We start from the raw sequence: 12,301 nt of genomic DNA on the forward strand, positions 1-12,301 counted from the left end.
TGGCGCGGGAGGGAGCCCGGCGGCGGGTCCGGGCGCGGGTCAGCGCTTGGCGTGCCGGCCGCGGCGCGAGGGCTCGGCGGGGGCGCCGCCCCGCTCGGTGTCCGGCGCGCCCGGCGCGGGAGCTTCGTCCCGGGTCTTCTTGGCCTTGCCGCGCGCCCGGAGGAACTCGATGGCGATCGGCACCACGGAGACCAGCACGATCGCGAGGAGGATCAGCTCGATGTGCTGGTGGACGAACTTGACGTTGCCGAGCAGGGCGCCGAGCAGCGTGACCCCGGCGCCCCACAGGACGCCGCCGACGACGTTGAAGGTGAGGAAGGAGCGGTAGTTCATCCGGCTCACACCGGCGATGATCGGCGTGAAGGTCCGCACGATCGGCACGAAGCGGGCCAGGATCAGCGACTTGGGGCCGTACTTCTCGAAGAACTCGTGCGCCTTCTCGACGTTCTCCTGCTTGAAGAGGCGGGAGTCGGGGCGCTTGAAGAGCGAGGGGCCGACCTTGCGTCCGAAGAGGTAGCCCACCTGGTCGCCGATGACGGCCGCGAGCACGATCAGGAAGCACACCAGCGCCAGCGGCTGGTCCAGCTTGTTCGTCGTCACCAGCAGGCCCGTGGTGAACAGCAGCGCGTCACCCGGCAGGAAGAAGCCGATCAGCAGGCCGGACTCCGCGAAGACGATGACCAGGACGCCGATCAGGCCGAAGGTCGCGATCAGATAGTCCGGGTCCAGCCACTGGGGGCCGAGCGCGAGAGTATTCACGGGGTGAAGGCTCCTGGGTCGAGGGCGCCGGATCGTGCGGTGCGACGAGCGAAGCGACGGGGTGCAGGCGCGTGTGCGGCCCAAAGCTATCAACGCCGGACGGCATGTCGTGGTTCCAGGCGGGCGCCCGGGCCCCCACCCGACGGCCCCCGACCACTGGCCGCGGCCCCGGGACCGGGTGATGCTGGCCACCAGGAGGTGTGCGGCATGGGCATCGAGGAGTACGGCGGCGGGCAGCGCGCCCAGTCCGACGTCCTGGTAGTGACGACCAACGACGTCCCGGGGTTTCACGTGGAACGGGTGATCGGCGAGGTCTTCGGCCTGACGGTGCGCTCACGGCACCTCGGCAGCCAGATCGGCGCGGGCCTGAAGTCGATGATCGGCGGCGAGCTGCGGGGCCTGACCAAGACCCTGGTCGAGACCCGTAACCAGGCGATGGAGCGGCTGGTGGAGCAGGCCCGCTCACGGGGCGCGAACGCGGTGCTGATGTTCCGCTTCGATGTCACGGAGGCCGCGGACGTGGGCACCGAGGTGTGCGCCTACGGGACGGCCGTGGTGCTCTCCCCGCTGAGCTGAGCGCGCCGGCCCGGCACCGTCCGGGCCGGGGGCGCGCTTCCCCGGCCCGGACGGCTCACAGTCGGCGGACGGCGTTGGCCAGCATCGCGTCGCGCATGTACACGGCGAGGCCGGGCCGGATGGCCTCGTAGGTGGCGGTGAACCGTTCGTCCGTGACGTACATCTCGCCGAGCCCGGCGTGGATCTCGTAGGTGCAGTCGTAATACGCACCGCTGATGAACCGCCGGTGCTCCTCGGCGACGTCCATGGCCTCGGCGGCGTCCGGCGGCACGCCCCGGCCCAGCAGCTCCGCCATCCGGTGGTGGATTGCGTCGAACTCGGCGGTCAGCCGCTTCCAGTCGTCCTTGGTGTACGCGGCCGCCCGGCGCCGGGACTCCTGGTAGGCGGCGGTGTCGCCCCAGCGTTCCCGGGCCTCCGCGACGTGTTCCTCGGGGTCGAAGTCCCCGAAGACCTCGAATCTCTCCTGTGGGGTGAGCCGTACGTTCATCCTGCGTGCCTCCATCGTGTGGGCGACGGCCGCGGCCATCTTCTGGAGCGTGCCGATCCGCGTGGTCAGCAGGTCGTGCTGGCGCCGCAGATGTTCCTGCGGGTCCGCGTCCGGATCGTCCAGGAGGACCGCGACCTCATCGAGCGGAAAGCCGAGCTCCCGGTAGAAGAGGATCTGCTGCAGCCGGTCCAGGTCGTCCTCGCCGTAGCGGCGGTGACCTGCGTGGTTGCGGTCGCTGGGCGGCAGCAGCCCGATCTCGTCGTAGTGGTGCAAGGTGCGCACGGTGACGCCTGCGAGGCCGGCCACCTGCCCTACCGAATAGCTCACGTCCGCTCCCTCCTCGGTACGCACTCCACGATGGCTCCTCACGCCGCGTGAGGAGCAAGTCCGGATCCTGAAATCCGCGGAGCCGGCGCAAAGCGGGTGAGATCCTGCCGCCCATGCTGGGGATAACGGATCTGTCGACCTATCTGGTGGGGCTGGCGCTGATCATTCTGCTGCCGGGCCCCAATTCGCTCTATGTCGTGTCGGTGGCCGCCCGGCGCGGCCCGCGGGTGGCCTACCGCGCGGCGGCCGGTGTGCTGTGCGGCGACACCGTGCTGATGACGCTGTCGGCGGGCGGGGTGGCCTCGCTGCTGCAGACCAGCCCGGTGCTGTTCACCGTCGTCAAGTTCGCCGGCGCGGGCTATCTGACGTGGCTGGCGGTCGGGATGCTGCGCGGCGCCTGGGCGCTGTGGCACGGCCGTCAGGCCCGCCGGGACGAGCGGGCGGGCCAGGCGCCGCGGGCGCCGAAGGAGGCCGTCGAGCGGCCGTACCGCAGGGCGCTGGTGGTCAGTCTGCTCAACCCGAAGGCGATCTTGTTCTTCATCTCCTTCTTCGTGCAGTTCGTGGACCCCTCGTACGCCCATCCGGTGCTGTCGTTCCTGACGCTGGGCGCCTGGGCGCAGCTGTTCAGCCTCACGTATCTGTCGGTCCTCATCTTCAGCGGGACGTATCTGGCGGCGACCTTCCGCCGGCGCCGGCGGCTGACGGCCGGGCTGTCGGCGGGCGCCGGGGCGGCGTTCCTCGGCTTCGCGGCGAAGCTGTCGCTGGCGAGCGCGGGCTAGGGCACGGACAGCCCGTACGAGCGGGGAACGGGCGGGCGGCGGTCCTTCGGGGCGGCCGCCCGCCCACTCCCGCTTCCACTGGGTGAATCCTGGAGGCCACCTACCCCTGATGCCCTTATTGTCGGGTTCCAGGAGGTACGTCCATGTCCGTCCATGACGTCAACGTCGCCGTCATCTACTACTCCTCGACCGGCACCGTCGCCGAGCTCGCCCGGCGGATCGCCGATGCCGCCGAGCACGCCGGGGCGGACGTACGACTGCGCCGGACCGCGGAACTCGCCCCGCAGACCGCGATCGACGCCAACCCGGCCTGGGCGGCGAACGCCGCCGCCACCGCCGACATCATGGAGGCCACCCACGAGGACATGCTCTGGGCGGATGCGGTGATCTTCGGCTCCCCCACCCGCTTCGGCAATGTGACCTCGCAGCTCAAGCAGTACCTCGACACCCTGGGCGGCCTCTGGCAGCAGGGCCGGCTGGCCGACAAGGTCTACAGCGGCTTCACCGCGAGTGCCACCAAACACGGCGGCCAGGAGTCCACCCTGCTCGCGCTGTACCAGACCATCCACCACTTCGGCGGCATCCTCGTGACGCCGGGCTACACCGACCCGGCGAAGTTCTCCGACGGCAATCCCTACGGCACCTCCCACGTCGGCGGCCCGGACATCCCGCTCGACGACGACGCCCGCACCGCCGCCCGGATCCAGGCGGAGCGCGTCGTGAAATTCACGAAGGCCATCAAACGCGGCCTTTCACCGGCCAGTTGACGGGTAGTGGCGACTCATGACTCTGCACAAAGGCGCATCGGAATCCGACCGCAAGCACACCGGGCACCCGGTCAACCCCTTCTACGGCGAGGCCGACCCGGTCGCCGGCATGGAGACCGCGCCCCCGCAGCACACCCTGCCCGACGGCCCGCTCGCCCCGCACAACGCCTATCAGTTCGTGCACGACGAGCTGATGCTGGACGGCAACTCCCGGCTGAACCTGGCGACGTTCGTCACGACCTGGATGGAGCCGCAGGCCGGCGTCCTGATGGCGGAGTGCCGCGACAAGAACATGATCGACAAGGACGAGTACCCGCGCACCGCCGAACTCGAGAAGCGGTGCGTGGCGATGCTCTCCGACCTGTGGCACGCCCCCGACCCGTCGGCCGCCGTCGGCTGCTCCACCACGGGGTCGAGCGAGGCCTGCATGCTCGCCGGGATGGCCTTCAAACGGCGCTGGATGCAGCGCAACAAGGACCGCTATCCGGGCAGCGCCCGGCCCAACCTGGTCATGGGCGCCAACGTCCAGGTCTGCTGGGAGAAGTTCTGCAACTTCTGGGAGGTCGAGGCGCGCACCGTCCCGATGGAGGGCGACCGCTTCCACCTGGACGCGGCCTCGGCCGCCGAGCTGTGCGACGAGAACACCATCGGCGTCGTGGCGATCCTCGGCTCGACCTTCGACGGGTCGTACGAGCCGGTGGCCGAGATCTGCGCGGCGCTCGACGAGGTCCAGGAGAAGCGGGGCTGGGACATCCCGGTCCATGTGGACGGCGCGTCCGGCGCCATGATCGCGCCCTTCCTCGACCCGGAGCTGATGTGGGACTTCCGGCTGCCGCGGGTCGCCTCCATCAACACCTCGGGGCACAAATACGGACTGGTCTACCCGGGCGTCGGCTGGGCGCTGTGGCGCGACTCGGAGGCGCTGCCCGAGGAGCTGGTCTTCCGGGTCAACTACCTGGGCGGCGACATGCCGACCTTCGCCCTCAACTTCTCGCGGCCCGGCGCCCAGGTCGCCGCGCAGTACTACACCTTCCTGCGGCTCGGCCGGGCCGGATTCCGTGCCGTCCAGCAGGCCACCCGCGACGTGGCCTGCTCGATGGCCGAACGTATCGGCGCGCTGGGCGACTTCCGGCTGCTCACGAAGGGCGACCAGCTGCCGGTCTTCGCCTTCACCACCGCCGACCACGTCACCGCGTTCGACGTCTTCGACGTGTCCCGGCGGATGCGGGAGCGCGGCTGGCTGGTGCCCGCCTATACCTTCCCCCCGCACCGCGAGGACCTGTCCGTCCTGCGGGTGGTCTGCCGCAACGGCTTCTCCATGGACCTCGCCGATCTCTTCCTCGCGGACCTGGAGCAGCTGCTGACCGAACTCCGCGAGCAGCCGGGCCCGATGAAGCGTCCGGAGAACGTCGCCACGGCATTCCACCACTGAGGGCGCCCGGCTACCCCTGCTGGGCCGCCCGCTCCTCGTCCACCAGCACGAAGGCCGTCTTGCCGTCCAGGGACTCGCGGAGGATGTCGGCGTGACCGGCGTGCCGGGCCGTCTCCTCGATCAGATGCAGCAGCAGCCAGCGCATCGACTGCCGGGCCTCGGGCGGGAACCACGGCGCCTCGGGCAGCGGGAAGGTGTCGTCCAGGCTCGGCAGGGAGCGCACGAACTCCTCCGTGCGCCGGGCGACCTTGTCCCAGAACGCCAGCATCTCGGGCACGCTCTCGCCGTCCCCGGGCTCGAAGCTCAGATGCCAGGTCTCCATGGTCCGCTCGATGGTGTGCGGCCGCTGCTGCGCGGTCTCGACCCAGCCCTGCTCGGTCTCCGCGACGTGCTTGATCAGCCCGGCCGGCGTCAGTGCGCTGACGCCCGGACGGCTCCGGGCCTGCTCCTCGGTCAGCCCCAGGACCGACCGCCGCAGCCCGCCGCGCTGGGCCTCCAGGAAGGCCAGCAGCGCGCCGGCCTCGTCACCGTGTGCCTCGGCAGGAACGTGAGTGGGCATGGACTCGCCTTTCGTGGGATCCCCCGGCGGCCGGCCGTTTCGCCGTCCGCCTTTCGACCTCACTCACAGTAGGAGCCCTTGCGGTCAGCTTCTGTCCTCAACCCGCAAGCGATCGCCGCGGACCCTCCGCCGATCACCGCGGACCCTCCGCTCAGAACGGGAACCGGGACCGCCCGTGCTGGATGGAGATCCACTTGGTGGTGGTGAACGCCTCCACCATCGCGTCGCCGTTCAGCCGCCCCACACCGGAGCTCTTCGCGCCGCCGAACGGCACGATCGGCTCGTCGTGCACCGTGGCGTCGTTGACGTGGAACATCCCGGTCTCGATCCGCTTGGCGAACCGCACCCCGCGCTCGATGTCACCGGTGTGCACGGCGCCGCTGAGCCCGTACGGCGTCGCGTTGGTGAGCCGCACCGCCTCCTCGTCACCCTCGAACGGCACCAGCAGCACCACGGGGCCGAAGATCTCCTGCTGGAGCAGCGGGGAGTCCGCCGGCAGCCCGCTCAGCACGCTCGGCGCGACCAGCGTGCCCCGGGTCTCGCCGTGGAGCAGCGCCGAGGCACCGTCCGCGACGGCGCGGTCCACCAGCGAGGTGACGGCCTCGGCCTGGCCCTCGTTGATCAGCGGCCCGATATGGGTCTGCGGGTCGGTGGGGTCGCCCACCTTCAGGGTGCGGACCTTGGCCACGAACTTCTCGGTGAACTCCCGCTCCACGGCGCGGTCCACCAGCACCCGGTTGGCGGCCATGCAGACCTGCCCCTGGTGGACGAAGCGGCTGAAGACCGCGGCGTCGACCGCGTAGTCGACATCGGCGTCGTCGAGGACGACCAGCGCGCTGTTGCCGCCCAGCTCCAGCACGGAGTGCTTGAAGTGCGCCGCGGCGACCGTCGCGACATGCCGGCCGACCTTCTCGGAGCCGGTGAAGGAGATGGTCTTGGGCACCGGGTGCTCGAGGAGCGCATCGCCGATCTCGGCGATGTCGGTGACGACGACATTGAGCACGCCCGCCGGCAGCCCGGCCTCCTCGAAGATCCTGGCGACCAGCCCGCCACCGCAGACCGGGGTGTTCTGGTGCGGCTTGAGGACGACGGCGTTGCCGAGCGCGAGGGCCGGCGCGACAGACTTGATCGACAGCAGGAACGGGAAATTGAACGGGCTGATGACACTGACGACCCCGACCGGGAGCCGGTAGAGGCGGTTCTCCTTGCCGTCGATCGGCGAGGGGAGGATGCGGCCCTCGGCGCGCAGCGCCAGCTGCACCGCCTCGCGCAGGAACTCCCTGGCCAGATGCAGCTCGAAGCCCACCTTGGCGCGGGTGCCGCCGACCTCGGCGGCGATCGCCTCGGCCAGCTCCGCCTCACGGTCGTCGATGATCCGCAGCGCACGCTCGAAGACCAGCCGGCGGCTGTACGGATTGGTGTCGCCCCACGCCCGCTGGGCGCGCTCGGCCGCGCGGTAGGCCTGGTCGATCTCCTCGACCGTGGCCACGGGTATGGAGGTCAGCTTCTCGCCGTTATAAGGATTGAAGTCGACGATGTCCCACGAGCCGCTGCCCGAGCGCCACTCACCGTCGATGAACTGATACGCCAACTCGTCGAAGTAGGACATGCTATCCCGATCTGGAGAACAGGGCGCTCAGGGCGCCGCATTGGGGGGTGCTGACTCCTGATGGCACGCCATCCTACCGACGCGTCACATCAGTTGGAGCAGCCCACGCAGCAGGTCCCGGGTCTCGGCCGGATTCGGCCCCTCTTCCTGGAGGCGGTCCATCACCCGCCCGTACTGCGCCACCTCTTCGGGCTTGTCCACATAGAGGGCGCTCGTCAGCTGCTCCAGATACACCACGTCCGGCAGTCCCGACTCCTGGAAGCCGAGCATGGTGAAGGCGCCGCTCTCGCCCGCGTGCCCGCCCAGACTGAACGGCATCACCTGCAGCCGCACATTGGGGCGCTCGGACACCTCGATCAGATGCCTCATCTGCTCACGCATCACCGCGCGTTCGCCGTACGGGCGCCGCAGCGCCGCCTCGTCCAGCACACAATGGAACTGCGCCGACCGCTCGGCCACCAGCAGCTTCTGGCGCTCCATGCGCAGCGCGACGCGGCGCTCGATCTCCGCCGGACCGGCGTCCGGCATGCCGCGTCTGACGACCGCCTGGGCGTAGTTCTCCGTCTGCAACAGCCCGTGCACGAACTGGACTTCGTAGACCCGGAGCAGCGAGGTGGCGCCTTCCAGACCGACATACGTCTGGAACCAGCCGGGCAGCACATCGGTGTAACTGTGCCACCAGCCCGCCACATTCGCTTCCCGTGCCAGGGACAGCAGCGCCTCCCGCTCCTGCACGTCGCCGACCCCGTACAGGGTGAGCAGATCCTCCACATCACGTGCCTTGAAGCTCACGCGGCCCAACTCCATGCGGCTGATCTTCGATTCGGACGCACGGATCGAGTAGCCGGCCGCCTCGCGGGTTATCCCGCGCGACTCACGCAGCCGGCGGAGCTGCGACCCGAGCAGGATCCGCCGCACCACCGACCCGCTCGACTCACTTGCGGACACCTCTCAGACCCTCCTGTGACCCCACCCCGTCCAACAGAGGGCCGCAAGTCTGCCACGTTCGGGCTTCGTTGAGTGCTCATCCGGTTACGGATGTGTGAGGCCCCCGCAAGCCCTCCACACAAACCACGGGGAAGAATTCCCCTCGAACCGGTGCGTGCCCCCGCAATCACGGCACGTGCACGTGCATCTGCCCTTGCATCTGTCTCGCACATTGGGAACCATGGGCGTCGCACGCATGCACGCTCGTGAAAGATCCGCCAGATCCGGCTGACCGGCCAGGGTCATGACGTCCGCGAACGCCAGGAGTGCCTCGCATGGGGACCAAGGTTTTGACCATGCTCGAGCCGTTATGGCAGGGCTTCCCTCCCGTCGACCCCCTGGCCGTCTCCGGATCCGCGTCCCGCACGCTCCCGCCGCGCTATGAATCGGTGCGCAGCGCACGGGCGTTCACCCGCGAGACCCTGCGGGGCTGGGATCTCGACGACCTCTTCGACTCGGTCGCCCTGGTGGTCTCCGAACTCGTCACCAACGCCCTGCGGCACGCGGTCCTCGCCGCCCCGGAGCACCACGACGCCACCCCGCCGGCCCGGCTGCATCTGATGCGCTGGTCCACCCGGCTGGTCTGCGCCGTACGGGACCCGAGCGACGACTCCCCGGTGGCCGGCGAGGCGGACTTTGCCGCGGAGTCGGGACGCGGGCTGTATCTGGTGGACTCCTTCAGCGACAGCTGGGGCTGGCACCCGCTGGCCGGGGCCTCCCACGGCAAGATCGTGTGGGCGCTCTTCCGGCTGCCGTAGCCGCTACGCACACCGGGCGCACGTCATGGGCGGGCGCCCGGTTGTCGTGTGCCCGCGGCCCTTGCGCCGCGCGGGCACTCAGTCCCGTACGAGGTGGTCGAACTCCCCGTCCTTGATGCCCAGCAGCATCGCCTGGACCTCGGCCGGCGTGTAGATGAGCGCGGGGCCGTCCGGGAAGCGGGAGTTGCGGACGGCGATGTCACCCCCGGGCAGCTTGGCGAACTCCACACAGGAACCCTGGGAGTTGCTGTGCCTGCTCTTCTGCCACGCCACCTCATGGAGATCCGTGGCGGCCATGCCGTTGTATGCGTGGGGCACAGGGGTCTCCCAGTGATAAATGGTGTCAACTGCCCCGGAGCATAGCCGCGTTCTCATGCGGATGCATGCGCAGATGCACGTGCACGACAGCCGGTGCCGAGCCCGTCACAGCTCGTCGAGCACCACCCCGAGCCGCTCCCCCACGACCGCCCGCAGGCCACCGGCCGCAGGCCACCCGCCACCGGCCGGGTCATGGCACGGTGCGCCGGTACTGCGCGGTACTGCGCCGGTACCTGATACGGATCACCGGGCCCGAAGCCCTCACGGACAGGGAAGAGACGTGTGCCACGGCCCCGGGGTTCCAGGGCCCGGGCGATCCTCCGGCCGGCGCTGCCGTCGGCGGGCCCGGACCCTTCCCCCGGGGGCCACCCTCACCGTGACGGATACGGCAGCAGCGCCATCTCCCGGGCGTTCCTGATCGCCCGGGCCAGCTGCCGCTGCTGCTGGGCGCTGACCCTGGTGATCCGGCGATGGGGGCACCTCCCGGCCGAAGGCTGGGGGAGGATTTTGCCGCGGTCCGAGAGGAACTTGCGCAGCAGATCGGTGTCCTTGTAATCGATGTACGTGACGCCCGCCGCATCCAGCGGGTTGCGGCGCGGGGTGGGCGTGCGGCGCGGGTCGTGCCGACGGGGCATGAGAACTTCCTTGTGCGTGCGGGGCGGCCGTCACAGGGGGACGCGGCCGCCGTTACGAAACGGGGTCGAGCAGTGCGTCGAAGGCGGGCGGCAGGCTCTTCCAGGACGGCGGGCCGCCCGCGTACTCGGCGTCGGTGAGCAGACACGAGTCCAGCAGGGAGCGCAGGCCCTCGCGGTCCAGGCCGGGCGAGGTGAAGACCAGGTGCTGGGTGCGGTCGCCGTGCTCGGGATGCCAGTCCAGCGCGGCCGCGGCCCGCCGCATCGGCGGCACCAACTCCCAGGCCGCGTCCGGCAGCGCGGCCAGCCACGGCCCGGCGTTCTCCACGCACAGCGCACCGCCGGCCGCGTCCCAGGACAGCAGCGTGTCCGGGCGGTCGGCCAGCCAGAACCGGCCCCTGCTGCGGGCGGCGGCGCAGGTCAGATCCTCCAGCGCGGTGTAGAGCCGGCCGGGGTGGAAGGGGCGGGTGTGCCGCCAGACGAGGGTGCCGACGCCGTCCGCGTCGGCCTCCTGGGGCAGCAGCGCACAGGCCGGGTGCTGCCGCGCCGCGGCCGCCGCCACATCGAAGCCGGCCGTCGCCGCGGCCGCCAACTCCCCCGACGCGACGGGCACCTGGAGGGCCATCGGGTGCAGCTGGGCGAGCAGCGCGAGGTCGGCCGGCTCCGCCTCCTCCTCCCCCGCCGCGATCGCCAGCACCGGGGCGTACTCCAGCTGCCGCGCCCAGGTGTCGGCGACCGTGCGCTGGTCGGAGGCCGCGGCCGCCAGGCCCGCCTCGGTGAGGTCGTCGCCGCAGCCGAGGCACGCCAGCAGCAGGGCCGGGTCGACGGCGGTGATCACGCCGGTCAGCGCGAGGTTCTCACTGCCGCAGGAGGTGATCACCTCGGCCATGGCCTTGGGCTCGACCGAGTCCCACAGTTCGACGACCGCCAGCCGGCAGGTCCGGCCGGCGGCCAGCCGCTCCAGCTCGGGCACCAGGTCCTCGCGCAGCGCACAGCAGGCGCAGTCGTTGACCAGCGGTACATCGGCGGTGTCGAGCGTGCCGCCGGCATCGCGGACGGTGCGCCGCACGGTGCCCTCGGCGGCCGAGGCCAGGTCGTGGTGGAGGGCGACGCTGCCGGGCACCGAGCGCAGCAGCCGCTCGACGGCGGCCCGCCGCGCGTCCGCGTGCAGACCGCCGAGCAGCACGACGTCGAGCCGCTCCATCAGCGGGCCCGCTTGCCGTACCGACGCTCGAACCGCTCGACGCGGCCCGCGGTGTCCAGCACCCGGGCGGCGCCGGTGTAGAAGGGGTGGCTCGCCGAGGAGATCTCGACGTCGATGACGGGATAGGTGTGGCCGTCCGCCCACTCGACGGTCTTGTCACTGGTGGCGGTCGACCTGGTCAGGAAGGCGACATCGGCGGCCCGGTCGCGGAAGACGACGGGCCCGTAGGCGGGGTGGAGTGCGGTCTGCACGGTGCTCAGCGCTCCTCTCGGAAAGCGACGTGACGGCCGGCCACCGGGTCGTACTTGCGCAGTTCCAGGCGGTCGGGGTCGTTACGGCGGTTCTTGCGGGTGACGTAGGTGTAGCCCGTGCCGGCGGTGGACCGGAGCTTGACGACCGGGCGTAGTTCGTTGCGAGCCATGTGGGTAGTATACGGAAATGGTTTCCATTTTCAATAGCCTCGCACCGGGGGCTCCGACCGGAAGGACCGCACCGTGTCCGCCCACTGCCAGCTGACCGGCCGCACGCCGGGCTTCGGCAATGCCGTCTCCCACTCCCACCGCCGCACCCCGCGCCGCTTCGACCCCAACATCCAGCGCAAGCGCTACTGGCTGCCGAGCGAGGGCCGGCACATCCGGCTCACCCTGAGCGCCAAGGGCCTCAAGACCGTCGACGTCATCGGGATCGAGGCGGCCGTCGCCCGCATCCGCGCCCGGGGGGAGAAGGTCTGATGGCCAAGCAGAGCAAGATCGCAAAGGACGCGAAGCGCCGCGCGACGGTGGCCCGCTACGCGGCCCGCCGCGCCGTCCTCAAGTCCGTCCTGCGCAGTCCGCACACCCCCGAGGAGGAGCGCACCGCCGCCCGCCGCGAGCTGTCCCGCCAGCCGCGGGACGCCAGCGCCACCCGGGTACGCAACCGCGACGCCGTCGACGGCCGCCCGCGCGGCTATTTCCGGACCTTCGGCCTGTCCCGCGTACGGCTGCGCGAGCAGGCGCACGCGGGCCACCTGCCGGGCGTCCGCAAGTCCAGCTGGTAGCCGCGGTCCGGCCGCCCGGCGCCGGGGGCGACCCCTGCACCGGGCGGCCCGACCGTTCGGGTAATACTGGA

At 70.8% G+C, this 12,301-nt stretch carries 17 protein-coding genes; 7 read left to right on the plus strand and 10 right to left on the minus strand.

From position 1 onward, the window contains the following. Nucleotides 1–39: 39 nt before the first annotated feature. A complete protein-coding gene (locus OIU81_RS15560; protein ID WP_329148131.1) occupies nucleotides 40–759 on the minus strand; it encodes a DedA family protein in 720 nt (239 codons plus the stop codon). 207 nt (nucleotides 760–966) lie between these two features. Between OIU81_RS15560 and OIU81_RS15565 the strand changes: the two genes are divergently transcribed. Next, entirely contained in the window at nucleotides 967–1,335 is a 369-nt protein-coding gene (locus OIU81_RS15565) for a YbjQ family protein (RefSeq protein ID WP_329148132.1), read from the plus strand. Nucleotides 1,336–1,390: 55 nt separating this feature from the next. Here OIU81_RS15565 and OIU81_RS15570 read toward each other — a convergent pair whose 3' ends face one another. Then, the gene (locus OIU81_RS15570; protein WP_329148134.1) at nucleotides 1,391–2,149 is read right to left on the minus strand and encodes a MerR family transcriptional regulator; all 759 of its coding nucleotides are present in this window, start codon (nucleotides 2,147–2,149) and stop codon (nucleotides 1,391–1,393) included. 113 nt (nucleotides 2,150–2,262) lie between these two features. Here OIU81_RS15570 and leuE point away from each other — a divergent pair, with 113 nt between their 5' ends. From leuE to OIU81_RS15585, 3 genes are all read left to right on the plus strand, one after another. Continuing rightward, a complete protein-coding gene (gene leuE / locus OIU81_RS15575; RefSeq protein WP_329148136.1) occupies nucleotides 2,263–2,928 on the plus strand; it encodes a leucine efflux protein LeuE in 666 nt (221 codons plus the stop codon). Nucleotides 2,929–3,071: 143 nt separating this feature from the next. After that, nucleotides 3,072–3,695: an NAD(P)H:quinone oxidoreductase gene (gene wrbA, locus OIU81_RS15580; protein WP_329148138.1), complete on the plus strand. Its 624-nt coding sequence runs from the start codon at nucleotides 3,072–3,074 to the stop codon at nucleotides 3,693–3,695. Nucleotides 3,696–3,711: 16 nt separating this feature from the next. Continuing rightward, nucleotides 3,712–5,127 carry a glutamate decarboxylase gene (locus tag OIU81_RS15585; protein WP_329148140.1) on the plus strand — a complete coding sequence of 472 codons (1,416 nt, stop codon included), beginning with the start codon at nucleotides 3,712–3,714 and terminating at the stop codon, nucleotides 5,125–5,127. A 10-nt stretch (nucleotides 5,128–5,137) separates the two neighbouring features. Here OIU81_RS15585 and OIU81_RS15590 read toward each other — a convergent pair whose 3' ends face one another. The 3 genes from OIU81_RS15590 to OIU81_RS15600 form a co-directional block, all read right to left on the minus strand. Continuing rightward, nucleotides 5,138–5,686, minus strand: a complete 549-nt coding sequence (locus tag OIU81_RS15590; RefSeq protein WP_329148142.1) for a DinB family protein — start codon at nucleotides 5,684–5,686, stop codon at nucleotides 5,138–5,140. 151 nt (nucleotides 5,687–5,837) lie between these two features. Continuing rightward, complete coding sequence (locus OIU81_RS15595) at nucleotides 5,838–7,295, minus strand: aldehyde dehydrogenase family protein (RefSeq protein WP_329148144.1); 1,458 nt, start codon at nucleotides 7,293–7,295, stop codon at nucleotides 5,838–5,840. Between the two features lie 84 nt (nucleotides 7,296–7,379). After that, nucleotides 7,380–8,243 carry a helix-turn-helix domain-containing protein gene (locus OIU81_RS15600; RefSeq protein ID WP_329148146.1) on the minus strand — a complete coding sequence of 288 codons (864 nt, stop codon included), beginning with the start codon at nucleotides 8,241–8,243 and terminating at the stop codon, nucleotides 7,380–7,382. A gap of 314 nt (nucleotides 8,244–8,557) precedes the next feature. Between OIU81_RS15600 and OIU81_RS15605 the strand changes: the two genes are divergently transcribed. Then, nucleotides 8,558–9,040, plus strand: a complete 483-nt coding sequence (locus tag OIU81_RS15605; RefSeq protein WP_329148148.1) for an ATP-binding protein — start codon at nucleotides 8,558–8,560, stop codon at nucleotides 9,038–9,040. Nucleotides 9,041–9,118: 78 nt separating this feature from the next. On the opposite strand, the gene OIU81_RS15610 is transcribed toward OIU81_RS15605, so the two are convergent. The 5 genes from OIU81_RS15610 to rpmG all read right to left on the minus strand — a co-directional run bounded on the left by OIU81_RS15610 (nucleotide 9,119) and on the right by rpmG (nucleotide 11,615). Next, a complete protein-coding gene (locus OIU81_RS15610; protein WP_329148150.1) occupies nucleotides 9,119–9,358 on the minus strand; it encodes a DUF397 domain-containing protein in 240 nt (79 codons plus the stop codon). 371 nt (nucleotides 9,359–9,729) lie between these two features. Beyond that, nucleotides 9,730–9,993, minus strand: coding sequence for a 30S ribosomal protein S18 (rpsR, locus tag OIU81_RS15615; protein ID WP_329148152.1), 264 nt, complete (start codon nucleotides 9,991–9,993; stop codon nucleotides 9,730–9,732). 52 nt (nucleotides 9,994–10,045) lie between these two features. Further along, nucleotides 10,046–11,194, minus strand: coding sequence for a CobW family GTP-binding protein (locus OIU81_RS15620; RefSeq protein WP_329148153.1), 1,149 nt, complete (start codon nucleotides 11,192–11,194; stop codon nucleotides 10,046–10,048). Continuing rightward, nucleotides 11,194–11,445, minus strand: coding sequence for a type B 50S ribosomal protein L31 (locus OIU81_RS15625; RefSeq protein WP_329148155.1), 252 nt, complete (start codon nucleotides 11,443–11,445; stop codon nucleotides 11,194–11,196). Before OIU81_RS15625 ends, OIU81_RS15620 begins: the two co-directional genes overlap by 1 nt. A 5-nt stretch (nucleotides 11,446–11,450) precedes the next feature. Next, the gene (rpmG, locus tag OIU81_RS15630) at nucleotides 11,451–11,615 is read right to left on the minus strand and encodes a 50S ribosomal protein L33 (RefSeq protein ID WP_006604069.1); all 165 of its coding nucleotides are present in this window, start codon (nucleotides 11,613–11,615) and stop codon (nucleotides 11,451–11,453) included. Between the two features lie 73 nt (nucleotides 11,616–11,688). On the opposite strand from rpmG, the gene rpmB reads away from it, so the two are divergent. Both rpmB and rpsN read left to right on the plus strand, forming a co-directional pair. After that, on the plus strand, nucleotides 11,689–11,925 hold the full coding sequence (gene rpmB / locus OIU81_RS15635) for a 50S ribosomal protein L28 (protein WP_329148158.1): 237 nt from the start codon (nucleotides 11,689–11,691) through the stop codon (nucleotides 11,923–11,925). Then, nucleotides 11,925–12,230, plus strand: a complete 306-nt coding sequence (gene rpsN, locus OIU81_RS15640) for a 30S ribosomal protein S14 (RefSeq protein ID WP_329148159.1) — start codon at nucleotides 11,925–11,927, stop codon at nucleotides 12,228–12,230. The genes rpmB and rpsN overlap by 1 nt, the downstream gene beginning before the upstream one ends. Nucleotides 12,231–12,301 lie beyond the last annotated feature (71 nt).

Source organism: Streptomyces sp. NBC_01454 (genome assembly GCF_036227565.1).
Taxonomy (GTDB): Bacteria; Actinomycetota; Actinomycetes; order Streptomycetales; family Streptomycetaceae; genus Streptomyces.

Bases quoted from the DNA above. Each gene is read 5' to 3' on its own strand.
- OIU81_RS15565 (WP_329148132.1), top strand. From the start codon at position 967: ATGGGCATCGAGGAGTACGGCGGCGGGCAGCGCGCCCAGTCCGACGTC.
- leuE (WP_329148136.1), top strand. From the start codon at position 2,263: ATGCTGGGGATAACGGATCTGTCGACCTATCTGGTGGGGCTGGCGCTG.
- wrbA (WP_329148138.1), top strand. From the start codon at position 3,072: ATGTCCGTCCATGACGTCAACGTCGCCGTCATCTACTACTCCTCGACC.
- OIU81_RS15585 (WP_329148140.1), top strand. From the start codon at position 3,712: ATGACTCTGCACAAAGGCGCATCGGAATCCGACCGCAAGCACACCGGG.
- OIU81_RS15590 (WP_329148142.1), bottom strand. From the start codon at position 5,686: ATGCCCACTCACGTTCCTGCCGAGGCACACGGTGACGAGGCCGGCGCG.
- OIU81_RS15595 (WP_329148144.1), bottom strand. From the start codon at position 7,295: ATGTCCTACTTCGACGAGTTGGCGTATCAGTTCATCGACGGTGAGTGG.
- OIU81_RS15605 (WP_329148148.1), top strand. From the start codon at position 8,558: ATGGGGACCAAGGTTTTGACCATGCTCGAGCCGTTATGGCAGGGCTTC.
- rpsR (WP_329148152.1), bottom strand. From the start codon at position 9,993: ATGCCCCGTCGGCACGACCCGCGCCGCACGCCCACCCCGCGCCGCAAC.
- OIU81_RS15620 (WP_329148153.1), bottom strand. From the start codon at position 11,194: ATGGAGCGGCTCGACGTCGTGCTGCTCGGCGGTCTGCACGCGGACGCG.
- rpmG (WP_006604069.1), bottom strand. From the start codon at position 11,615: ATGGCTCGCAACGAACTACGCCCGGTCGTCAAGCTCCGGTCCACCGCC.
- rpsN (WP_329148159.1), top strand. From the start codon at position 11,925: ATGGCCAAGCAGAGCAAGATCGCAAAGGACGCGAAGCGCCGCGCGACG.